General features: G+C 62.3%; 21 protein-coding genes. 10 read left to right on the plus strand and 11 right to left on the minus strand.

Annotated features, from left to right (window positions below):
- Positions 1-57 precede the first annotated feature (57 nt).
- The 10 genes from lysS to ACF8FB_RS03575 all read right to left on the minus strand — a co-directional run bounded on the left by lysS (position 58) and on the right by ACF8FB_RS03575 (position 12,345).
- Positions 58-1,560, minus strand: a complete 1,503-nt coding sequence (lysS, locus tag ACF8FB_RS03530) for a lysine--tRNA ligase (protein WP_010952588.1) — start codon at positions 1,558-1,560, stop codon at positions 58-60.
- A gap of 93 nt (positions 1,561-1,653) precedes the next feature.
- Positions 1,654-2,749 (minus strand): peptide chain release factor 2 gene (prfB, locus tag ACF8FB_RS03535; RefSeq protein ID WP_061405587.1). Its coding sequence is split into 2 segments (ribosomal slippage): positions 1,654-2,676 and positions 2,678-2,749, totalling 1,095 coding nucleotides; the frame shifts between segments, so codons are not numbered across the junction.
- Positions 2,750-2,886: 137 nt separating this feature from the next.
- A complete protein-coding gene (wspR, locus tag ACF8FB_RS03540; protein ID WP_029615556.1) occupies positions 2,887-3,891 on the minus strand; it encodes a Wsp signal transduction system regulator diguanylate cyclase WspR in 1,005 nt (334 codons plus the stop codon).
- A 51-nt stretch (positions 3,892-3,942) separates the two neighbouring features.
- Positions 3,943-4,956 (minus strand): Wsp signal transduction system protein-glutamate methylesterase WspF, encoded by a 1,014-nt coding sequence (gene wspF, locus ACF8FB_RS03545; RefSeq protein ID WP_010952586.1) that lies wholly within the window; start codon positions 4,954-4,956, stop codon positions 3,943-3,945.
- On the minus strand, positions 4,953-7,241 hold the full coding sequence (locus ACF8FB_RS03550) for a hybrid sensor histidine kinase/response regulator (RefSeq protein ID WP_350298651.1): 2,289 nt from the start codon (positions 7,239-7,241) through the stop codon (positions 4,953-4,955). Before ACF8FB_RS03550 ends, wspF begins: the two co-directional genes overlap by 4 nt.
- Positions 7,238-7,903: a chemotaxis protein CheW gene (locus tag ACF8FB_RS03555; protein ID WP_392509373.1), complete on the minus strand. Its 666-nt coding sequence runs from the start codon at positions 7,901-7,903 to the stop codon at positions 7,238-7,240. The genes ACF8FB_RS03550 and ACF8FB_RS03555 overlap by 4 nt, the downstream gene beginning before the upstream one ends.
- Positions 7,900-9,174: a CheR family methyltransferase gene (locus ACF8FB_RS03560; RefSeq protein ID WP_392509374.1), complete on the minus strand. Its 1,275-nt coding sequence runs from the start codon at positions 9,172-9,174 to the stop codon at positions 7,900-7,902. The genes ACF8FB_RS03555 and ACF8FB_RS03560 overlap by 4 nt, the downstream gene beginning before the upstream one ends.
- Positions 9,171-9,677: a chemotaxis protein CheW gene (locus tag ACF8FB_RS03565; protein ID WP_010952582.1), complete on the minus strand. Its 507-nt coding sequence runs from the start codon at positions 9,675-9,677 to the stop codon at positions 9,171-9,173. The genes ACF8FB_RS03560 and ACF8FB_RS03565 overlap by 4 nt, the downstream gene beginning before the upstream one ends.
- A gap of 5 nt (positions 9,678-9,682) precedes the next feature.
- Positions 9,683-11,305, minus strand: coding sequence for a methyl-accepting chemotaxis protein (locus ACF8FB_RS03570; RefSeq protein ID WP_392509375.1), 1,623 nt, complete (start codon positions 11,303-11,305; stop codon positions 9,683-9,685).
- A 359-nt stretch (positions 11,306-11,664) separates the two neighbouring features.
- A complete protein-coding gene (locus tag ACF8FB_RS03575; protein ID WP_392511042.1) occupies positions 11,665-12,345 on the minus strand; it encodes a tellurite resistance TerB family protein in 681 nt (226 codons plus the stop codon).
- A gap of 216 nt (positions 12,346-12,561) precedes the next feature.
- On the opposite strand from ACF8FB_RS03575, the gene ydcS reads away from it, so the two are divergent.
- The 7 genes from ydcS (at position 12,562) to ACF8FB_RS03610 (ending at position 18,756) form a co-directional block, all read left to right on the plus strand.
- Entirely contained in the window at positions 12,562-13,713 is a 1,152-nt protein-coding gene (ydcS, locus tag ACF8FB_RS03580; RefSeq protein WP_392511043.1) for a putative ABC transporter substrate-binding protein YdcS, read from the plus strand.
- Between the two features lie 148 nt (positions 13,714-13,861).
- Entirely contained in the window at positions 13,862-14,893 is a 1,032-nt protein-coding gene (locus ACF8FB_RS03585) for an ABC transporter ATP-binding protein (RefSeq protein WP_010952577.1), read from the plus strand.
- A gap of 1 nt (position 14,894) precedes the next feature.
- The gene (locus ACF8FB_RS03590; RefSeq protein WP_010952576.1) at positions 14,895-15,806 is read left to right on the plus strand and encodes an ABC transporter permease; all 912 of its coding nucleotides are present in this window, start codon (positions 14,895-14,897) and stop codon (positions 15,804-15,806) included.
- On the plus strand, positions 15,796-16,602 hold the full coding sequence (locus tag ACF8FB_RS03595) for an ABC transporter permease (RefSeq protein ID WP_010952575.1): 807 nt from the start codon (positions 15,796-15,798) through the stop codon (positions 16,600-16,602). Before ACF8FB_RS03590 ends, ACF8FB_RS03595 begins: the two co-directional genes overlap by 11 nt.
- A 17-nt stretch (positions 16,603-16,619) precedes the next feature.
- Positions 16,620-18,044, plus strand: a complete 1,425-nt coding sequence (locus ACF8FB_RS03600) for a gamma-aminobutyraldehyde dehydrogenase (protein WP_010952574.1) — start codon at positions 16,620-16,622, stop codon at positions 18,042-18,044.
- 128 nt (positions 18,045-18,172) lie between these two features.
- Positions 18,173-18,427 carry a type II toxin-antitoxin system HicA family toxin gene (locus tag ACF8FB_RS03605; protein WP_350298647.1) on the plus strand — a complete coding sequence of 85 codons (255 nt, stop codon included), beginning with the start codon at positions 18,173-18,175 and terminating at the stop codon, positions 18,425-18,427.
- Entirely contained in the window at positions 18,424-18,756 is a 333-nt protein-coding gene (locus ACF8FB_RS03610) for a type II toxin-antitoxin system HicB family antitoxin (protein WP_350298646.1), read from the plus strand. Before ACF8FB_RS03605 ends, ACF8FB_RS03610 begins: the two co-directional genes overlap by 4 nt.
- Before the next feature lie 68 nt (positions 18,757-18,824).
- Here the strand turns inward: ACF8FB_RS03610 and ACF8FB_RS03615 are convergent, their stop codons facing one another.
- Positions 18,825-19,931: an NADH:flavin oxidoreductase/NADH oxidase gene (locus ACF8FB_RS03615; RefSeq protein WP_350298645.1), complete on the minus strand. Its 1,107-nt coding sequence runs from the start codon at positions 19,929-19,931 to the stop codon at positions 18,825-18,827.
- 349 nt (positions 19,932-20,280) lie between these two features.
- On the opposite strand from ACF8FB_RS03615, the gene ACF8FB_RS03620 reads away from it, so the two are divergent.
- The 3 genes from ACF8FB_RS03620 to ACF8FB_RS03630 all read left to right on the plus strand — a co-directional run bounded on the left by ACF8FB_RS03620 (position 20,281) and on the right by ACF8FB_RS03630 (position 22,369).
- Entirely contained in the window at positions 20,281-20,559 is a 279-nt protein-coding gene (locus ACF8FB_RS03620; RefSeq protein ID WP_252459448.1) for a DUF3077 domain-containing protein, read from the plus strand.
- A 296-nt stretch (positions 20,560-20,855) separates the two neighbouring features.
- Entirely contained in the window at positions 20,856-21,449 is a 594-nt protein-coding gene (locus ACF8FB_RS03625) for a 2OG-Fe(II) oxygenase (RefSeq protein WP_252459449.1), read from the plus strand.
- Positions 21,446-22,369 carry a hypothetical protein gene (locus ACF8FB_RS03630; protein WP_392509378.1) on the plus strand — a complete coding sequence of 308 codons (924 nt, stop codon included), beginning with the start codon at positions 21,446-21,448 and terminating at the stop codon, positions 22,367-22,369. Before ACF8FB_RS03625 ends, ACF8FB_RS03630 begins: the two co-directional genes overlap by 4 nt.
- The last annotated feature ends 6 nt before the right edge of the window (positions 22,370-22,375 follow it).

Consider the following 22,375-nt stretch of genomic DNA (forward strand, 5'->3'; position numbering starts at 1 on the left):
CAACATAAAGCTTCAGGCAAGAAAAAGCCGCCTCGAAAGGCGGCTCGTTCAGCTCACTCAGGCCTGCGGACGCATGTGCGGGAACAGGATGACGTCGCGGATCGACGGCGAGTTGGTCAGCAGCATCACCAGGCGGTCGATGCCGATGCCTTCACCGGCGGTCGGCGGCATGCCGTACTCCAGCGCACGAACGAAGTCGGCGTCATAGTGCATGGCTTCATCGTCACCCGCGTCCTTCTCGGCCACCTGGGCCAGGAAGCGCTCGGCCTGATCTTCGGCATCGTTGAGCTCGGAGTAGGCGTTGGCGATTTCGCGGCCACCGATGAACAGCTCGAAACGGTCGGTAACGGCCGGGTTGTCGTCGTTGCGACGGGCCAACGGCGACACTTCGAACGGGTACTCGGTAATGAAGTGCGGCTGTTCCAGCTTGTGCTCGACCAGCTCTTCGAAAATCATCACCTGCAGCTTGCCCAGGCCTTCATGGCCCAGCACCTTGGCGCCGGCCTTCCTGGCAATCTCGCGGGCGCGGTCGACGTCCTGCAGGTCGGCGGCGGTCAGCTCTGGGTTGTACTTGAGGATCGAGTCGAACACCGACAGGCGCACGAACGGCTCGCCGAAGTGGAAGACCTTGTCGCCGTACGGTACGTCAGTGGAGCCCAGTACCAGTTGCGCCAGCTCGCGGAACAGTTCCTCGGTGAGGTCCATGTTGTCGCGGTAGTCGGCGTAGGCCTGGTAGAACTCGAGCATGGTGAATTCAGGGTTGTGACGAGTCGAAACGCCTTCGTTACGGAAGTTACGGTTGATCTCGAACACTTTCTCAAAACCACCAACCACCAGACGCTTGAGGTACAGCTCCGGCGCGATACGCAGGAACATGGCCATGTCCAGGGCATTGTGGTGGGTTTCGAACGGCTTGGCAGCGGCGCCGCCCGGGATGGTCTGCAGCATCGGCGTCTCGACTTCGAGGAAGTCACGCTCGATGAGGAACTTGCGGATGTGCGAGATCACCTGCGAACGCACACGGAAGGTGTGGCGGGTTTCTTCGTTGACCATCAGGTCGACGTAGCGCTGGCGGTAGCGCTGCTCGGTGTCGGTCAGGCCGTGGTGCTTGTCGGGCAGCGGGCGCAGCGACTTGGTCAGCAGGCGCACGTTGGTCATTTCGACGTACAGGTCGCCCTTGCCGGAACGGGCCAGGGTGCCTTCGGCGCTGATGATGTCGCCCAGGTCCCAGGTCTTGACCGCGGCCAGGGTTTCTTCCGGCAGGGTCTTGCGGTTGACGTAGACCTGAATACGGCCAGTCATGTCCTGGATAACCATGAACGAACCACGGTTGAGCATGATGCGGCCGGCGACCTTGACCGGGATCGCGGCTGCTTCCAGCTCTTCCTTGGTCTTGTCCGCGTATTGCTTCTGCAGGTCGTTGCAGTAGCTGTCGCGACGGAAGTCGTTGGGGAAGGCATTGCCCTTGGCACGCTCGGCGGCAAGTTTTTCCTTGCGCAGGGCGATCAGGGCGTTTTCTTCCTGTTGCAGGTCTTGCGATTCGGTCTTGAGGTCGCTCATGTCGTCATTCTTTCCATCAGGTATTCGTTGCCCGTTCCGGGCAGGGCACGCGCTACCGGCGGCTGGCCAGGTAGCGCGGCATGGGGGTGCGAATTACAGGCCCTGCTTGAGGCTCGCTTCCAGGTACTGGTCAAGGTCGCCGTCCAGGACTTTCTGGCAGTCGCTACGCTCGACGCCGGTACGCAAGTCCTTGATACGCGAGTCATCCAGTACGTAAGAGCGGATCTGGTGGCCCCAGCCGATGTCCGACTTGCTGTCTTCCAGCGCCTGCGAGGCGGCATTGCGCTTCTGCATTTCCAGTTCGTACAACTTGGCCCGCAGCATTTTCATGGCGGTGTCCTTGTTGGCGTGCTGGGAACGTTCGTTCTGGCAAGCCACCACGGTATTGGTCGGTACGTGGGTGATACGGACCGCCGAGTCGGTGGTGTTCACGTGCTGACCACCGGCACCGGAGGAGCGGTAGGTGTCGATGCGCAGGTCGGACGGGTTGATCTCGATTTCGACCTTGTCGTCGATCTCGGGCGATACGAACACCGCCGAGAACGACGTGTGGCGACGGGCACCGGAGTCGAACGGGCTCTTGCGCACCAGGCGGTGCACGCCGATTTCGGTGCGCAGCCAGCCGAAGGCGTATTCACCCTTGATGTGCACGGTTGCACCTTTGATACCGGCCACTTCACCTTCGGAAAGCTCGATGATGGTGGCATCGAAACCACGCTTGTCGGCCCAGCGCAGGTACATGCGCAGCAGGATGTTGGCCCAGTCCTGCGCTTCGGTACCACCGGAACCGGCCTGGATGTCCAGGTAGGCGTTGTTCATGTCCATCTCGCCGCTGAACATGCGACGGAACTCAAGCTGGGCCAGGTTTTCTTCCAGGCTTTCCAGCTCGGTCACGACGTCGCCGACAGCGCCTTCGTCATTCTCTTCGACGGCCATGTCGAGCAGGTCCTGGCAGTCACCCAGGCCGTTGGACAGCTTGTCCAGGGTCTCGACGACCTGGGCCAGCATGGCACGCTCGCGGCCCAGTGCCTGGGCGTACTCAGGTTTGTTCCAGACGTTGGGGTCTTCCAGCTCGCGGTTGACTTCGATCAGGCGGTCATGCTTGTGATCGTAGTCAAAGATACCCCCGAATTGACTGGGAACGCTCGGTGAGGTCCTTGATGGTGTTCAGGATCGGTTGGATTTCCATGGGCGGGCTACTCGTGCGAATTCGGTGAAAAGCCCGCGAGTATAACCGAGTCCGCAGCATGGCGGCAGACCCGCCGGGCGGTCGTATGTCGATAGGGCAACCTGCGCTCCCACCCAGGCCGCGCCGTCTCCAGGAGCTCAGGCGATGCCGACTTGGTTACGCCCACCGTTCTTGGCCAGGTACAGACCTTTATCGGCCGCCGAAATCAGCTGCCGGCAATGGCTGCCGATAGCCGGAGTCTGGGTGGCCAGGCCAATGCTCACGGTCAAGAACGTATCAGCCGTCGGCGCAGTATGCGGGATGCCAAGGCCCAGCACGGTCTGGCGCAGTTTTTCGGCCACCAGCCGCGCCCCGCCTGGCGAGGTGTTGGGCAGCACCAGGGCAAACTCTTCGCCGCCATAGCGCGCCGGCAGGTCGGTCGGCCGCGAGCACGAGCTACGGATGGCTTCGGCCACCTGGCGCAAGGCCTCGTCACCGGCCAGATGGCCAAAGCTATCGTTGTAGACTTTGAAGTAATCCACGTCGATCATCAGCAACGACAACTGCTGCTGTTCACGCATGGCCCGGCGCCACTCCAGCTCCAGGTACTCGTCAAAGTGGCGACGGTTGGACAGCCCGGTCAGGCCATCGGAGTTCATCAGCCGCTGCAGCATCAGGTTGGAATCAAGCAGCTGCTGCTGGCTGACGCGCAGGGCACGGTAGGCCTCGTCGCGCTGCAGCAGGGTCAGGTAGGAGCGCGAGTGATAACGGATGCGTGCCACCAGTTCGATGGTGTCAGGCAGCTTGACCAGGTAATCGTTGGCCCCGGCGGCAAATGCCGCACTCTTCACCAGCGGGTCTTCCTTGGTCGACAGGACGATGATCGGGATGTCCTGGGTCACCGGGTTGTTGCGGTACTCGCGCACCAGGGTCAAGCCGTCCAGCCCAGGCATGATCAGGTCTTGAAGAATGACCGTGGGCTTGATGCGCATGGCCTGGGCCACCGCCTGGTGCGGGTCGGCACAGAAGTGGAAGTCGATGTTGTCTTCATTGGCCAAGCCACGCCGCACCGCTTCGCCGATCATGGCCTGATCGTCGACCAGCAGCACCATCGCCGAGTTTTCGTTGGTGGTCGCGAAACCTTCGATCGGTAAATCATTCATCATTGTTCACCCGATCACTACCGGCCTGGCGGCGTGATTCAATACATTTCGTCATTTTGCGAAAAATTCAGTCAAGCGCCCGGCAATGCGTTCCAGCGGGCGGATTTCCACGGCGGCATCAATAGCCGCAGCAGCCTTGGGCATGCCGTACACCGCGCTGCTGGCCTGGTCCTGGGCAATGGTCAGAAAGCCCTGCTGACGCATCAGCTTCAGGCCCTGGGCACCGTCGCGGCCCATGCCGGTGAGCAGCACGCCCACTGCATCACCATTCCAGTAACGTGCCACGCTCTCGAAGAACACATCGATCGAGGGCCGGTAGATTTCATTCACAGGTTCGGCAGTGTAGGCCAGTTGGCCATTCTGTAGCAGGCGAATGTGGTGGTTGGTACCGGCCAGGAGTACCTGCCCTGGCTGCGGCGGTTCGCCTTCACGGGCCAGGCGCACCGGCAGGCCTGCTGCGCTGCTGAGCCATTCGGCCATGCCTGCGGCAAACACCTGGTCCACATGCTGGACCAGCACGATGGCCGCCGGAAACGCTGCCGGCAAACCCTTGAGCAGCACTTCGAGTGCTGCCGGGCCACCCGCCGAAGACCCGATTGCCACCAACCCGCGGCGCTGGGAAGCCTCGCGCAGCGGTGCAGCCACCGACCTTGCGGCAGGTGCACGCTGCTGGCCGACCAGCCAGCCGATATTGAGGATCTTGCGCAGCAACGGCGCCGCCGCTTCGCGGGCATCGCCGGCACCCAGCGCTGGGGTGTCGACCACATCGAGGGCGCCATGGCCCATGGCCTCGAATACCCGGTGGACGTTCTGTTTACGGTCGACCGTGACGATGACAATGGCGCACGGGGTTTCGGCCATGATCCGCCGGGTTGCCTCGACACCGTCCATCACCGGCATGATCAGGTCCATGAGGATCAGGTCCGGTAACTGCTCGGTGCAACGCTGCACCGCCTCGGCACCGTTGCTGGCCACCCACACGACCTGGTGTGCGGGCTCCAGGGCGACCGCCCGGCGCAACGCTTCGACGGCCAGGGGCATGTCATTGACGATGGCGATCTTCATCCCTGAGCAACTCCGATCAGTTCCACAACAGCATCCAGCAACGCATCGTCGTGGAAACTGGCCTTTGCCAAATAGTAGTCGGCGCCGGCGTCCAGGCCACGCCGTCGGTCTTCCTCACGGTCTTTATAGGACACCACCATCACCGGCAATGACTGCAGGCGCTGGTCGCGACGCACCAGGGTAACCAGCTCGATACCGTCCATGCGCGGCATGTCGATGTCGGTGATCAACAGGTCGAAGTCCTCACTGCGCAGGGCGTTCCAGCCGTCCATGCCATCCACCGCCACCGCCACGTCGTAGCCACGGTTGCCCAGCAGCTTGCGCTGCAGTTCGCGTACGGTCAGCGAGTCGTCGACCACCAGGATGCGTTTGCGGACTACGCCACGGGCTCCGCTGCTGCCGCGCTCGATGCGCTCCAGGCTGCCCGTGCTGAGCAGTTTTTCCAGCGAGCGTAGCAAGTCTTCGACATCGACGATCAGGACCACCGAGCCATCATCGAGCAAGGCGCCGGAGGAAATGTCCTGCACCTTCCCCAGGCGTGGGTCGAGTGGCATCACGACCAGCACCCGCTCCCCCACCAGCCGCTCCACGGCCACGCCATACAACTGCTCGCGCTCACGAATCACCACTACCCGCAGGCTGGCTTCATCGCTTTGCCCAGCCGGGCGATTGAGCAACTGGCTGGCCGCCACCAGGCCAATATGCCGGCCTTCGTGCCAGAAATGCTGGCGCCCTTCGATCTGCACGATCTGTTCGGCGGTCACTTCCAGCGTGCGTTCGATATGCGCCAGCGGGAAGGCGTAAGCCTCACCGCCCACCTCGACCACCAGGCTGCGAACGACCGACAGGGTCAGCGGCACCTGAAGATGGAAGCGACAGCCCTGCCCTGCCACCTGGGTCAACTCGATCGAGCCGCGCAACTCGCGGATCAAGTGCTGCACCGCATCCAGCCCCACACCGCGCCCGGACACTTCGGTAACCTTGTCACGCAGGCTGAAACCGGGCAGGAACAGGAACGTCAGCAGCTCCGCTTCACTCATCCGCGCCACCGTGTCAGCGGGCGACAGGGCACGCTCGACGATGCTGCTGCGCAGGCGTTCCAGGTCGATACCGGCGCCATCGTCGATCAGCTCCAGGCTGAGCATGCCCGCCTGGTGCGAAGCCCGCAGGCGGATCACCCCCTCGTCCGGCTTGCCCGCCAGCAGGCGCCGCTCGGGCAATTCGATGCCGTGGTCGACGGCATTGCGCAACAGGTGGGTCAGCGGTGCTTCGAGCTTTTCCAGCACATCGCGGTCGACCTGGGTCTTCTCCCCTTCCACCACCAGCCGCACCGGCTTGCCCAGCGAACGGCCCAGGTCGCGGACCATGCGGCTTTGCCCGGTCAGCACGTCGGCAAACGGCCGCATCCGGCAGGCCAGGGCAGTGTCATACAACAACTGCGCACGCTGGCTGGCCTGCCAGCCGAACTCATCCAGGTCGGCCGCCTGCTGCTGCAGAATCTGCTGGGTCTCTGCCAGCAGGCGCTGGGTCTGTGCCAAGGCCTCGAGCACCTCGTTGCCCTGCCCCGTGTCTTCCAGCTGCATGCGCAAGCCGTCAAGCGCCTGCATACCCTGGCCGTGCATGCGCTTTAGGCGCTGCAGGGTAGCCAGATATGGCTTGAGCCGCTGGGTTTCCACCAGCGACTTGCTGGACAGGTCAAGCAGGCTATTGAGGCGGTCGGCGGTGACACGCAGTACCCGCTCGGCACCTTCGCCAGCGCGCTTGCCAGCCTTGCGCCGCAGGGCGGGTTCGGGCTCTGGTTCCGGTGGTTCGGCTGGCATTACCATGGGGGCAGGCGGCAGGGTTGCCAGCGGCGGCACGGATGCCGCCGGTGGCACGACAGGCATGGCAGAGGCGCCCGGGTCGAGCAGGCTGGCCATTTGCGCAAGAAACACCGGCAAGGTCGCCTGCGCCCCGGCATCACCGGGTGTGGCAATACGCATCAGCAGGTCGGTACCTTGCAACAGCGCGTCAATATGCTCGGCGGTCAGCCGCAGTCGGCCTTCCTGGGCCGCCACAAGGCAGTCTTCCATCACGTGGGCGACACTGACGCCAGCATCCACCCCGACAATGCGCGCAGCCCCCTTGAGCGAGTGGGCAGCGCGCATGCAGGCCTCGAGCTGGTCGGCCTGGGTAGGGTTGCGCTCCAGTGCCATCAGGCCGGCATTGAGCACTTGGGTCTGCGCCTCGGCCTCCAGGCTGAACAGTTCGAGCAACGATGCGTCGCGCATTTGCTCTGGGGTCATGACAGGCTCCGCTGCACGGCAGACAGTAAGTGTTGATCGTCCAGAACCCGCACGCTGCGGCCGCGCCACTGCAGGACTGCGGCGGTGAAGCGTGTGGCGTCCCGGCCACTGCCCAGCAACTGCGGGTCGAGCCGGTGAATACCGTCGATTTCCTCGACAGCCATCACCACCGGCCCGCCTTCGGCGGCCAGAATCAGCATACGTGGCATCGCCCGTGCGCTGCGTTGCTCGGTGGAGCCGGCCTGCACCCCGAGCAAGTCAGCCAGGGACAGGCACGGCACCAACGCACCGCGTACATTGGCAACCCCGTGCAGCAGCCGCGAGCGCTGGTGCGGCAATGAATGCACCGCCTGCAACGGGGCGATTTCGGCCAGGCAGGCGGTAGCCAGCGCCAGCCACTCTTCGCCCAGACGGAACAGCAGCATCGAACGACCGGTGTTTTCCGCATCCGGCTGCACCGCTGCAGCCTGGTGCTCCTGCACCAGCGCATAGCGGTCGAGCAAACGCGTGGCCGCAGCGGCATACACCTCGCAATTGCGGCAATGAACATGCCGCTCCAGCAGTGGGCAATGCTTGTCGCCGCGCACGCCAATGCGGTTCCAGCAGTCGTCGATGTGCGCGTCATCCTCGGCGAGCAATTGCATCGCGGATTCACTGTTCATCGTTCAGACTCCCGGCCAGCCCGCGCCGCGCGCTCCTGAAGGCGCCGAGCGCCGGCCAGGTCACCCTGGGCCGCCAGCAAGGCGGCCAGGTGCACCAGCGCCTCGGGGTGCTGTGGTTCCAGGTACAGGGCCTTGCGATAGTGGCTCAGCGCCTGCTGCGCATCGCCTTCGGTATCACTGAGCAAACCCAGCCAGTAGTACACCTGTGCCGACGGCGGGTACTGGCTCAGGTAGCGTTGGCATTCGCTACGGGCCTGCTCGCTGGCACCGGCATTGGCCAGCCGGGCAATGCCGGCCAGCAACTCGCTGGCCCCCTCGTGGCTGTGCTCGCGGGCTCGCGCTGGCCTGGCCGCCACCGGCAGCACACGCAGCGAACGAGGCAACGGCACACTGGGCTGCGGATAAACCGGTGCGGGCAACGTCGTGAACGCACGCTTGGCAGTTTGGGCGGGTGCCGCCGCCAAGGGAGCGCTGTCGCCTTCGTGACGCACATAGGCAAACGACTGGGCGATCCCCAATGGACGCATGCCCATGCGTGCCAGCAAGCTGCCTTCGGCCGGGCCGATGAACAGCACACCCTGCGGATGCAGCAAGCGCTTGAGCACTTCGAACACACGCTGTTGGGTCGGTACGTCGAAATAGATCAACAGGTTGCGACAGAACACGAAGTCATACAGGCCGTCGCGGCTGGCCAGCGCCGGGTCAAGCACATTGCCCACCCGCAGGCTGACTTGCTGGCGTACCCGCTCATGCAGGCGGTGGCCTTCGTCCAGAGCATCGAAGTAGCGCTCGCGAAAGCCCAGTTCGCTACCCCGGAACGCATTGCGCCCATATACCGCCTGCCCGGCCTTGGCTACCGAACTTGGGCTGATGTCCATTCCATCGACAAGGAATGCCCCAGGCGCCATGCCGGCGTCAAACAAGGCCATGGCCAGCGAATAGGGCTCCTCGCCGGTAGAGCACGGCAGGCTGAGCAATCGCAGCGGGCGCGCGCCAGCCAGTTGAGCCAGCCGTTTATGGGCCAGGCTGGCCAGCGCAGTGAAGGATTCGGGGTAACGGAAAAACCAGGTTTCCGGGACGATCACCGCTTCGATCAGCGCCTGTTGCTCATCTGCCGATTGCTGCAGGCGCAGCCAGTAATCGTCCAGGTCCATTGCGCCCGCAGCCACGCAACGTTGGCGCAGCGCGCGTTCGACCATGGGCGCGCCCACCGACTCCACGTCCAGGCCAATACGCTCGCGCAAGAAGCGGAAGAAACGCTGTTCGTTCATGTAGGCATCCCTGTCGGGTCTTGCGTGTACAGCAATGCGTGCACGGTGTCGGGCAGCAGGTCATTGACTTCGATGCGCTGCAGCAGGCCTTGGGCATCCTGGCGCACCGGGCCCAGATAAGGCGCATCGCCTGTGTCCACCCCATAGGGCTGGAACTCGTCCGGTTGGCAACGCAGGGTTTCGGTGGCCTGCTCCAGGATCAGGCCAAGCTGCAGGCCGCCTCGGTAGTGCACCAGCACCAGGCGGGTGCTGGTGCGTTGCACCGCCGGCTGGCCAAAGCTCAAGGCGGCAAGGTCGATGACCGGAACCAGCTGACCACGATGGGCGAGAATGCCCGCGACCCAGGCAGGTGCCTGGGCGATCGGCTTGAGCGGCTGACGCGGCAACACTTCGATCACCTCGTGCACGCTCAGGGCAAAACGCTGCGCTCTGATGCGAAACTGCAGGTACAACGCCCCCTCGGTGTTCGCCGCCCGCGCGGTGCGCAGTTGCAAGTCGTTCATCGCGGTCAGACTTTGAAGCGCGACACGCCGCCACGCAGGCCCGCGGCCACCTGGCTCAGCTCGTCGATGGCATAGCTGGCCTGGCGCAGCGACTCGACAGTCTGGGTGCTGGCATCGCTGAGCTGGGCCAGCGCCTGGTTGATCTGCTCGGCACCGGTGGCCTGGGCCTGCATGCCTTCGTTGACCATCAATACGCGCGGCGCCAAGGCCTGCACCTGGTGAATGATCTGGCTCAGTTGCTCGCCCACCTGTTGCACCTCGAACATGCCGCGGCGCACTTCTTCGGAGAACTTGTCCATCCCCATGACACCGGCCGACACTGCCGACTGGATCTCGCGCACCATTTGCTCGATGTCGTAGGTGGCCACGGCGGTCTGGTCGGCCAGGCGGCGCACTTCGGTCGCGACCACGGCAAAGCCGCGGCCATATTCACCGGCCTTTTCCGCTTCGATGGCGGCGTTGAGCGACAGCAGATTGGTCTGGTCGGCAACCTTGACGATGGTTACCACCATCTGGGTGATGTTGCTGGCCTTCTCGTTGAGGATACCGAGCTTGGCATTGACCAGGTCGGCAGCGCCCATCACCTGGTGCATGGTCTCTTCCATGCGTGCCAGGCCCTGCTGCCCGGAGCCTGCCAGACTGGATGCCTGATCAGCAGCCGTCGTCACTTCGGTCATGGTGCGCACCAGGTCCCGCGAAGTCGCGGCGATTTCCCGCGAGGTGGCGCCGATTTCGGTGGTGGTGGCGGCCGTCTCGGTGGCGGTGGCCTGCTGCTGCTTGGAGGTGGCGGCAATTTCGGTGACCGAAGTGGTCACCTGCACCGACGAGCGTTGGGCCTGGGCCACCAGGTTGGCCAGTGCCTCGGCCATTTCGTTGAAGCCGCTTTCGATGGCACCGAATTCGTCCTTGCGATCCAGGCTCAGGCGCATGCTCAGGTCACCGGAACGCAGCTTGTCGAGGGCATGCACGATACGCTGCATGGGCGCTGTGATAGCGCGCAGCAGCAACAGGCCGCAGATGCCGGCAGCGACGATTGCCAGCAGCAGTGAGACCACCATGCTGCCCTTTGCCGTGTTGACTGCGTTGACGATATCGTTGGTGGCGGCATCGGCAGAGGCCCGATTATTCTCGATCACTTCATTCAGGTGCTCGCGCCCATCCTTCCAGGCCGGAGTGAGGACCTCGGTGATCAGCCGCTGGGCCTCGTCGTAGTTGCGCTGACCGTACGCATCGAGCACCTGGTTGACGATCTTGAGGTAGCTTTCTTCCAGTTGCACGAAGCTGTCAAATCGGGCCTGGTCGTCTTTGTCCTGGATGGTGGCCTGGTAGCTGGCCATGTATTGCTTCAGCCGGTTATCGAAGCTTCTGAACAGTTCCAGGTCGGCCGGAGTGATTTCACGATGGTTGGACAGGCCCACCAGTTGCTGGCTGGTGACGTAGCTGTCAACCCAGGCGCTGCGAATCATCGAGCTGTAGTAGACGCCGGGAATGCTGTCGGTCCCCACCGCCTCTTCGGCGGTTTCGATAGTCACCAACCGCGAGTAGGCGGCCACGATCATCAGCAGCATGATGGCGATGATCACGGCGAAACTTGCCAGGATCCGTTGGCGCAAGGTCCAGTTCTTCACATTCAGCCCTCAGGAATTCACAACGAGCGGGAAAAATCGCCGAAGTATAGCCCAGAGGGCTTAGGGTTTTGATGTGCTTGGCGTTAGGAATTTTGCGCCTGTGAGACCGAGCGCCGCCCGCGCGGCGCATCGCGAGCAAGCTCGCTCCTACATCTGTTTCAGGCCAGTATTGCCTGCACCCACGCGCGAGACCGCCTTGTTTGTTCCACACAATATCGAGGTGGGCACCAAGGGGCCGCGCACCTCTGCCTCAGGAATAACTGGCCCGAAACAGATGTAGGAGCGAGCTTGCTCGCGATGCGCCGCGCGGGCGGCGCTCGGTCTCACAGGCGCTGAATACGGCGTGGCAAGCACTGCCACTACGCAGCAGCCAACCGCACCTGGCTTTCCAGCTCCTGGCGCAAGCCCGGGTCCAGTTGCAGCTGACGTGCCAGCTCGTCCAGGTAGGCACGCTCCATGAAGTTTTCCTGATCGACCATCATCACGCTGGCCAGGTACATCTCGGCAGCCATCTCCGGCGTTTGCGCAGCGCGGGCCACTTCGGCCGGGTCCAGCGGCTTGTTCAGCTCGGCATGCAGCCAGTGCTGCAATTCGCGGTCGCTGTCCAGGCGCGTGAATTCGCCCTCGATCAGCGCCCGCTCGCGCTCGTCGATATGGCCATCGGACTTGGCCGCCGCCACCAGGGCGCGCAGTACCGCCTGGCTGTGCTGCTCGGCCTGGGCCGGCGGCAGGCGGTCGATGGTTTGAGGCTCGGCTGCGGCCCCCCGCTGGTTTGCCTGCCAGTTGCCGTAAGCTTTATAGGCCAGTACCCCCAGCGCGGCGAGGCCGCCGTAAGTCAGGGCCTTGCCACCGTACTTGCGGGCCTTCTTGCTACCCAGCAACAGGCCCAGAGCGCCCCCACCCAGCAGGCCGCCCCCTGCCCCGGACAACAACCCGCCCAACCCGCCCGAAGGGCTGCCAGGCTTGGTGGCGCCCCCCTGCTTTTCGAGCAGTTGCTGGCCGGATTTAAGGAGTTGATCAAGCAAGCCCCGGGTATTCATTCGCGTGTCTCCACGTAAGAAGATTCAAACGCCAGAGTAAGGCTTGGCCGAGCACACGCCATGCAGGGATTTGCTTCAGGATGTTGCGTTAGCTGGCAAAAAGCCAACTAGACTCGATATCGCCAATACCTCGCACTCACGCACTACGCTTATAACGATTGTTTCACTGCTTGCCTCATGACTGCCCGAACAAGATCGCCAAGAAGAGGGAACACCATGTCAGTGCACAAGACCGCATTGCTCGGCGCCACCACCTGCGCCATGCTGGCCGGCGCCAGCCTGCAGGCCGCCGAAGCGCCCAAGGCCCTGGGGGCCGGCGAGGGGCGCCTGGACATCGTCGCCTGGCCCGGCTACATCGAACGCGGTGAAAGCGACAAGGCCTACGACTGGGTGACCGGTTTCGAAAAGGAAACCGGCTGCAAGGTCAGCGTGAAAACGGCCGCCACCTCGGACGAGATGGTCAGTCTGATGACCAAGGGCGGCTATGACCTGGTCACCGCCTCGGGCGATGCATCGCTGCGGCTGATTGCAGGCAAGCGCGTACAGCCGATCAACACCGCCTTGATCCCCAACTGGAAGACCATCGACCCGCGCCTGCAGAACGGTAGCTGGTATGTGGTCGACAAGCAGGTGTACGGCACGCCGTACCAGTGGGGGCCAAACGTGCTGCTGTACAACACCGACACCTTCAAGCAGGCACCCACCAGCTGGAGCGTGGTCTTCGAGCCGCAGAACCTGCCCGACGGCAAGCCGAACAAGGGCCGCGTGCAAGCCTACGACGGGCCGATCTACATCGCCGATGCAGCGCTGTACCTGAAGTCGGCCAGGCCTGAACTGGGCATCAAGGACCCGTACGAACTGAACGAGGCACAATACAAGGCCGTGCTGGAACTGCTGCGCCAGCAGCAACCGCTGATCCACCGCTATTGGCATGACGCCACGGTCCAGATGAGCGATGTAAAAAACGAAGGCGTGGTTGCCTCCAGCTCCTGGGGCTACATGGTCAATGGCCTCAAGGCCGAGAACCAGCCAGTGGCCTCGACCATTCCCAAGGAGGGCGCGACCGGCTGGGCCGACACCACCATGCTGCACGCCGAAGCCAAGCACCCCAATTGCGCCTACAAGTGGATGGACTGGTCGTTGCAACCTAAGGTGCAAGGCGATGTGGCGGCCTGGTTCGGCTCGTTGCCGGCTGTGCCGGCGGCGTGCACCGGCAGCGAGCTGCTGGGGGCCGAGGGCTGCAAGACCAACGGCTTCGACAACTTCGACAAGATTGCCTTCTGGAAAACACCGCAGGCCCAAGGGGGCAAGTTCGTGCCTTACAGCCGCTGGACCCAGGACTACATTGCGATCATGGGTGGTCGCTGAGGTTGCCTGAATGCCTGTACCGGCCTTTTCCCGGGCAAGCCCGCTCCCCCAGGTTCTTCACCGCCTGCAAGGGTGGCGCGCCCTGTAGGAGCGGGTTCACCCGCGAAGAGGCCGGCACAGGAGAACCCTTGTTGTCCGGAGTCCACGCATGCCCCTAGCCGTCCAGTTCACCCAGGTTTCCCGCACCTTCGGCGAGGTCAAGGCCGTCGACCAGGTCAGCATCGACATCATCGATGGCGAGTTCTTTTCCATGCTCGGCCCTTCCGGCTCGGGCAAGACCACCTGCCTGCGCCTGATCGCAGGCTTCGAGCAACCCTCCAGCGGTTCGATCCGCATCCAAGGGGTCGAGGCCGCTGGCCTGCCGCCCTACCAACGTGACGTCAACACTGTGTTCCAGGACTATGCGCTGTTCCCGCACATGAACGTGCTGGAGAACATCGCCTATGGCCTGAAGGTAAAAGGCGTGGGCAAGGCCGAACGCCACAGCCGCGCCGAAGAAGCCCTGGCCATGGTGGCCCTGGCCGGCTATGGCGCGCGCAAGCCGGCACAGCTGTCTGGCGGCCAGCGTCAGCGCGTGGCCCTGGCCCGGGCGTTGGTCAACCGGCCGCGGGTGCTGCTGCTGGATGAGCCACTGGGCGCGCTGGACCTGAAATTGCGCGAACAGATGCAAGGCGAGCTGAAAAAGCTGCAACGCCAACTGGGCATCACCTTCATCTTCGTCACCCACGACCAGACCGAGGCGCTGTCGATGTCCGACCGGGTCGCGGTGTTCAACCGCGGCCGTATCGAACAGGTCGACACCCCGCGCAACCTGTACATGAAGCCCAGCACAACCTTCGTCGCTGAATTTGTCGGCACGTCCAACGTGGTGCGGGGCGAGCTGGCCATGCAGATCAACGGCAGCCCGGCGCCCTTTTCCATCCGTCCCGAGCTCATTCGCCTGGGCGACCCGGTAGTGACCAGCCATGAGGTACAGGTCAGCGGCGTGCTGCACGATGTCCAGTACCAAGGCAGCGCCACCCGCTACGAACTGCAGCTGGACAACGGTCAACTGCTGGCAGTAAGCCAGGCCAATGACCGCTGGCAGAAGCAGATGCAGGCCTGGCAGCTCGGGCAACGCCTGCAGGCGCACTGGCCCCGCGAGGCCATGACGGTGCTGCAGGAAACCGAGGGCCGCTGACATGAGCACACTGCGCACCCTGTCCAACCTGCTGTACCGGCGCCCCAACCTGTACCTGGCACTGCTGTTGATCCCGCCGCTGACCTGGTTCGGCGCGATTTACCTGGGCTCGCTGCTGAACCTGCTGTGGCAGGGCTTCTATACCTTCGACGACTTCACCATGGCGGTGACCCCGGACCTGACCCTGGGCAACTTCGCCGCGCTGTTCAACCCGTCGAACTTCGACATCATCCTGCGCACCCTGGGCATGGCGGTGGCAGTGTCGCTGGCCAGCGCGGTACTGGCCTTCCCCATCGCCTATTACATGGCGCGCTACACCAGCGGCAAGACCAAGGCGTTTTTCTACATCGCGGTGATGATGCCGATGTGGGCCAGCTACATCGTCAAGACCTATGCCTGGACCCTGCTGCTGGCCAAGGGCGGCGTGGCCCAGTGGTTCGTCCAGCAGTTGCACCTGGATGGCCTGCTGCAGGCGGTGCTGGCCGTGCCGGGCGTGGGCGGCAGCACGCTGTCGACTTCACACCTGGGGCGCTTCCTGGTGTTCGTGTACATCTGGCTGCCATTCATGATCCTGCCGATCCAGGCCTCGCTGGAGCGCTTGCCACCGTCGCTGCTGCAGGCTTCGGCCGACCTGGGCGCCCGGCCAGGGCAAACCTTCGTGCAGGTGATCCTGCCGCTGTCGATCCCCGGCATCGCCGCCGGCTCGATCTTCACCTTCTCGCTCACCCTGGGCGACTTCATCGTGCCGCAGCTGGTCGGCCCGCCCGGCTACTTCATCGGCAGCATGGTCTATGCCCAGCAAGGGGCGATCGGCAACATGCCGATGGCCGCCGCGTTCACCTTGGTGCCAATCGTGCTGATCGCGGTATACCTGGCCATCGTCAAGCGCCTGGGGGCTTTCGATGCACTCTGAAAAAGCGTCTGCAGGGCTGCGCCTGGCGGCCTGGGGCGGGTTGCTGTTCCTGCACTTCCCGATCCTGATCATCTTCCTGTACGCCTTCAACACCGAAGACGCGGCGTTCAGCTTTCCGCCCAAGGGCTTTACCCTGAAGTGGATCGACGTGGCCTTCACCCGGCCCGATGTGCTCGAGGCAATCAAGCTGTCGCTGCAGGTGGCTTGCCTGGCCACCTTGATCGCACTGGTGCTCGGTACGCTGGCCTCGGCGGCGCTCTATCGGCGCAGCTTCTTCGGCAAGGAGAGCATTTCGCTGGTGCTGATTCTGCCCATCGCCCTGCCAGGCATCATCACCGGCATCGCCCTGCTCTCGGCGTTCAAGACGCTGGGGATAGAGCCCGGGGTGTTCACCATCGTAGTCGGCCACGCCACGTTCTGCGTGGTGATCGTCTACAACAATGTGATCGCCCGCCTGCGGCGTACCTCGCAAAGCCTGATCGAAGCCTCGATGGACCTTGGTGCCGACGGTTGGCAGACCTTCCGCTACATCGTCCTGCCCAACCTCGGCTCGGCGCTGCTGGCGGGCGGCATGCTGGCCTTTGCCTTGTCGTTCGATGAAATCATCGTCACCACGTTCACCGCCGGCCACGAGCGCACCCTGCCGATCTGGCTGCTCAACCAGCTCAGCCGCCCGCGCGACGTGCCCGTGACCAACGTTGTCGCCATGCTGGTGATGCTGGTGACCATGCTGCCGATTCTTGGCGCCTATTACCTGACCCGTGGCGGCGACAGCGTCGCGGGCGGTGGAAAATGACCCTGGAGGAGCCCCCGATGCAAACGCAGATGCTGATCAATGGCCAGCTGGTCGCTGGCCAAGGCCCGGCCTGGACCGTGCTCAACCCGGCGCTGGGCACTGCCCTGGCGCAGATCAACGAAGCCACCGAGGCGCAGGTGGACAGTGCCGTGCGCGCTGCCGACCAGGCCTTCGACAGCTGGTCGCAAACCAGCCCTAAAGAACGTTCGCAGGCCTTGCTGGCGCTGGCCGATGCCATCGAAGCCCATGGCGATGAACTGGCCCGGCTGGAATCACAGAACTGCGGCAAGCCCCTGAGCGCTGCACTCAACGACGAGATCCCGGCGATTGCCGACGTGTTCCGTTTCTTTGCCGGTGCGGCGCGCTGCCTGGGCGGCTCGGCGGCAGGCGAGTACCTGCCGGGCCACACCTCGATGATCCGCCGCGACCCGTTGGGTGTGGTGGCGTCCATCGCGCCGTGGAACTACCCGCTGATGATGCTGGCCTGGAAGATCGCCCCAGCCCTGGCTGCCGGCAACACCGTGGTGATAAAGCCGTCCGAGCTGACGCCGCTGACGGCCCTGCGCCTGGGCGAGCTGGCCCAGGACTTGCTGCCGCCGGGGGTGCTGAACATTCTCTTCGGCCGCGGCCAGACGGTCGGCAACCCGTTGATAACCCACCCCAAGGTGCGCATGGTGTCGCTGACCGGCTCGATCCCCACCGGCGCGCACATCATCAGCGCCACCGCCGACAGCGTGAAACGCATGCACATGGAGCTGGGCGGCAAGGCGCCGGTGCTGGTGTTCGATGACGCTGACATCGATGCCGCCATCGACGGCATCCGCACCTTCGGCTTCTACAACGCCGGCCAGGACTGCACCGCAGCCTGCCGCCTGTATGTGCAGGACGGGATCTACGAGCGCTTTGTCGAACGCCTGGGTAAAGCCGTAGCCAGCCTCAAGCCGGGCCTGCAGGAGTCTGAAGAAACCGAACTGGGGCCACTGATCAGCGCCCAGCACCGCGACAAGGTCGCCGGGTTGGTGCAGCGGGCCATCGCCCAGCCGCACATTCGTCTGGTAACCGGTGGCAAGCCAATAGCGGGCGATGGCTTTTTCTTCGAGCCTACCGTGCTGGCCGACGCCCTGCAGGACGACGAGATCGTACGCAACGAAGTGTTCGGCCCGGTGGTATCGGTCACCCGCTTCACAGACGAAGCGCAGGCGCTGGAATGGGCCAACGACTCCAACTACGGCCTGGCCTCATCGGTATGGACCCGCGACACCGGCCGCGCCCACCGCCTGGCGGCGCGCTTGCAGTACGGCTGCACCTGGGTGAACACCCACTTCATGCTGGTCAGCGAAATGCCCCATGGCGGGCAGAAGCATTCGGGGTATGGCAAGGACATGTCGATGTATGGGCTGGAGGACTACACCTGTGTGCGGCATGTGATGATCAAGCACTAAGTGCTCGCGTTGACCGAGGGGCTTGAATGCCCCTCGGTCAACGTCTCAGAATTTTCCTTCAACCGTGATCTACTCCCTCCTACCGCACGTTCATTGAGCTCTCTTGACTGGTATCATAATCTGATACCATGAATAATCATCAGCAAGCCACACTTGAAGCATTACTTAAAAGGCCGGTTCCCAGAACACTGGAGTGGGCGCGGGTGGAGTCTCTGCTGGTATCCCTGGGTGCCAGGGTCGTAGAAGGAAGAGGATCACGGGTTCGCTTTGAACTCAATGGAGCAGTGGCAACCTTCCACCGCCCTCATCCGGAAAGGCACGCCAAGCCCTATCAACTAAGAGACGCCCGCCAGTTCATTGAGCAGGCAGGAGTATTACCATGAATGTAATGACTTACCGCGGATACGCCGCTCGTATCGAATACAGCGACGAAGACCAGTTGCTGATCGGCCATGTCGCCGGTATTCGCGACGTGATAGGTTTTCATGGCGAATCGATCAGTGAGTTGCGCCAGGCATTTGAAGAAGCCGTTGACGATTATCTTGAGACTTGCGAACGCCTTGGGCGGGAACCGCACAAAACTTATTCCGGCAAGCTCAGCCTACGCCTTGAGCCTACCCTTCACGCCAGTGTGGCGGCCAAGGCGGAGCTGGCCGAAAAGAGCATCAACCAATGGGTAAGCGATATTCTCAGCAAGGCTGCCTATAGCTGAACCCAGGGCCGCTTTGCGGCCCTTTCCCGAGACACGGCCGCTCCTGCAGGGGCCGCGCAGGGCATGGGTCAGTCGCGCAAATCCGACTCGTGAATCGGGTTGGCGCGGCTGGTCGCTCGCTGGTATTGCGCAGGCCAGGTGGCCTTGTTGCCGCCCAGGTCGTCGTCGGCATGCAGTGGCCAGTACGGGTCGCGCAACAGTTCGCGGGCGAGGAAGATGATATCGGCCTGGCCGGTGCGCAGGATGTGCTCGGCCTGGGCCGGTTCGGTGATCATGCCCACGGTGCCGGTGGCGATTTCCGATTCCTTGCGCACGCGCTCGGCAAAGCGGGTCTGGTAGCCGGGGCCGGTGGGGATCTCGGCGTTGACCGAGGTGCCGCCAGAAGAGACATCGATCAAATCCACGCCCAAACCCCGCAGGCGGCGTGCCAGTTCGACGGTTTCATCCGGATTCCAGCCATCCTCCACCCAATCGGTAGCCGATACCCGCACGAACAGCGGCAATTCGGCAGGCCAGGCCTTGCGCACGGCCTCGACCACCTCCAGGGTCAGGCGGATACGGTTTTCGAAGCAACTGCCATAGTGGTCACGGCGCTGATTGCTTAGCGGTGACAGGAACTGGTGCAGCAGGTAGCCATGGGCAGCATGGATTTCCACCACCTTGAATCCAGCCTTCAAGGCGCGCTCGGTCGAGGCGACGAAGGCGGCGATCACCTCCTGGATCTCGTCCTGGCTCAACTCGCGTGGCGGTGTGTGCTGCGGATCGAAAGCGATCTTCGACGGCCCCACCGGCTGCCAGCCGCCCTCCTCCAGTTTGACGCTGCCTTGTTTGCCAAGCCACGGGCGGTAGGTACTGGCTTTGCGCCCGGCGTGAGCCAGCTGGATGCCAGGCACGGCCCCCTGGGCACTGATGAAGCGGGTGATGCGCTGCAACGGCGCGATCTGAGCGTCGTCCCACAGGCCCAGGTCTTCGGCGGTGATACGGCCATCGGCGGTCACCGCCACGGCTTCAGTGATTACCAGGCCGGCGCCACCGACGGCGCGGCTGCCTAAATGGACGAGATGCCAGTCGTTGGCCAAGCCATCGACGGCGGAATACTGGCACATTGGTGACACGGCGATGCGGTTGGGCAAGGTCAGCTGACGCAGGGTGTAAGGCTCGAGCAGCAGGCTCATGAGGGCACCTCCCAAGGACTCCAATGGTGATCCGGCCCGGACACTCAAGTGCACATCCCTGGCCCGGTGCCGGTCATTAATGAGACTAGACCAGATTGGTGGGGGGGAAGGTTCTGTGGGATGGCGAGGGGTTCGCCGAAAGGTTTGCAGCGCCTGTGAGATCGAGCGCCGCGCGGGCGGCGCATCGCGGATAAATCCGCTCCTACATCTGTTTCGGGCCAATCACTCCTGTGCCGCCAACAGGGACCGCCTTGATGCATGGCTGAAGACCGATGAAAAGCAGTGGTGCCCACCTCGATATCGAAGGGAACAAACAAGGCGAACAGCGGTGGCCTCAGGAGAGGAATCGATGACCACAGACGACACCCAATTCACTGTCGGCAAAACCACCTTCTTCCAAGGCGAACACCAGACCCATCCCCTGTTCCGCATCGAGCCAGGCATTCCCTGCCGGGATGCCCACGAGCAGGCATCGGAGTTGATGGGCTATGTAAGAGAGCTGACCATCATCGGTCTGATGGATGAAAAACCGATGATGATCTGGGCATCCCATTACCTGAGTGCCATGGCCAAGGCACTGATGGATGATGCCGAGCTGGGCATGACGCATAAACCGTTGGGTGACTGAGACCTCCTTCATTCCGCGGTCTGACTGTAATCAGCAAAAGTCGACCGCCCTTTAAGCGCTAGGGTAGTACCACCCACGACAACCCTTTCCACCCGGCCTACCGGGCATCTTAGAAAAATCCTACAGCCTATTACTTAAAGTTCTACGTTCTCTTGGGAAATTCTTCTCAAGCAACATCTCCCTCCTCCTATCGCTGTTCTGCCTCTCAAATACTATTGTCCATCACGTCACGGCGACCAATGAAGCCAATCACGCAGTTCGCACAAACCCGACCTCCACGCTCGCGAGTTGAGTCAATGACGGATATCCCCTTTACAGAAAAACCGAAAATATTAGATAAGTTCATTACTGAACACGAGCAAAATTTACTCACAAATTCATTTTCGGGTGCAATATGGAGATATGGTTGGCCCATTAATACAATTCCCCTCGCACGTCCTTGCTGGCACATCTTCATAGCCGGTAGCAAACGTACCTCACTGGAGTGCTGCGAGCATGAACTGGCCAGCGACAGCCATTGGGGCTTTCTACTTGATATTTGGAGGCGCACGCAGCTTGCTCACATGCGTGACTGTTTGCTGCTGGGTGTTTACGCAAACGGCCAGACTTTCGGCCAAGACAGTCCTATTCATAGAGATAACAAATCAATTGAACCAGGAAAAACCGCAGTCCTCTTCTGCAATGCCCAGTGGGAAACCACATGGGGCGGCGAACTGATTCTATTCGACCAGCAGAAGAATGACACCATCGCTGCCATACAACCAAAGCCGGGACGCATAGCGATTTTCGACGGACACATACCGCACAGAGCCAGAGCGCCCACCGTTGACTGCGACAAATTGCGAATCACTATCGCTTTCAAGACCATGAATAAGGATATTAAACAATGAGCACACGCGCCGAACTGATAGTAGCAGTAATAGATAAAACGGCAAAACCCATCAATCAAACTGGGGGAGCAGCAGCAATCCACGACCAATTCAACACAGATAAAACTGGATTTTCACTAGTCATCCAAACAGCACAGACAACTACGGCGATAGCCTCAGTAGTCTCCGTCACTCACCTCCCGATAGGTGCTGTACCCTTCATTAACATTGTTACCAATACCCTTTCTGGGACCGTGACCTTCCTGAAAGTCGCGGCAGACCTCAAAGAGGGCGCGGAAATTAAGAGCGGAGATGTCATAAGTTTGGCAAGCAACGTCGCAGGCATCGTGGCCTCGTTCGCCATTCTGGCCGGAGCACCTTTAATTGCTGGAGGGGCCACAGTCGTGGGCGTAACCGCCACACTCTATAGCATCTTCAATTCTGACCTGGCTAAAGCAGCTTACGACAAGATGGCTCCACTCTTTACCAGCCTGCTGAGTCAAGGTGACCTTACTGGTTTTACCGCGCCACGGATTGCGCCTGACTTCACACTCGCTTCACCTGACCAGATACTTTCCACCCACCAGGGAATGATCACAACCATTAACTGGAACCCTGACTCTTCAGAAATATCCCTAGGCACCGAACCACTAAGTTTTCCAGATAGCAGCCAGGCTCACACCGCCCCAACAGGGAGCGAGACTTTCAACTCAACGCAACCGCCTCCCCTTAGCGGAAACTCCAGCAGCAACTCAGTAGCGGTGACATCTACCCCTGACATACCTGCCCCTGACGCAACACTGACTATAAGCATAGAAAGTATAGATGGTATAAAGTCACCCGACCAAGCACCATCAATTACCGTACCTATTGACGACAACCAGGACAATCAAGATAACTACATATGCTGTAGCAGCGCGCAGCAGGATCAGTACTTCTAGCCAACC

It is taken from the genome of Pseudomonas sp. yb_2, assembly GCF_043103905.1.
GTDB classification, from domain to species: Bacteria; Pseudomonadota; Gammaproteobacteria; order Pseudomonadales; family Pseudomonadaceae; genus Aquipseudomonas; species Aquipseudomonas alloputida.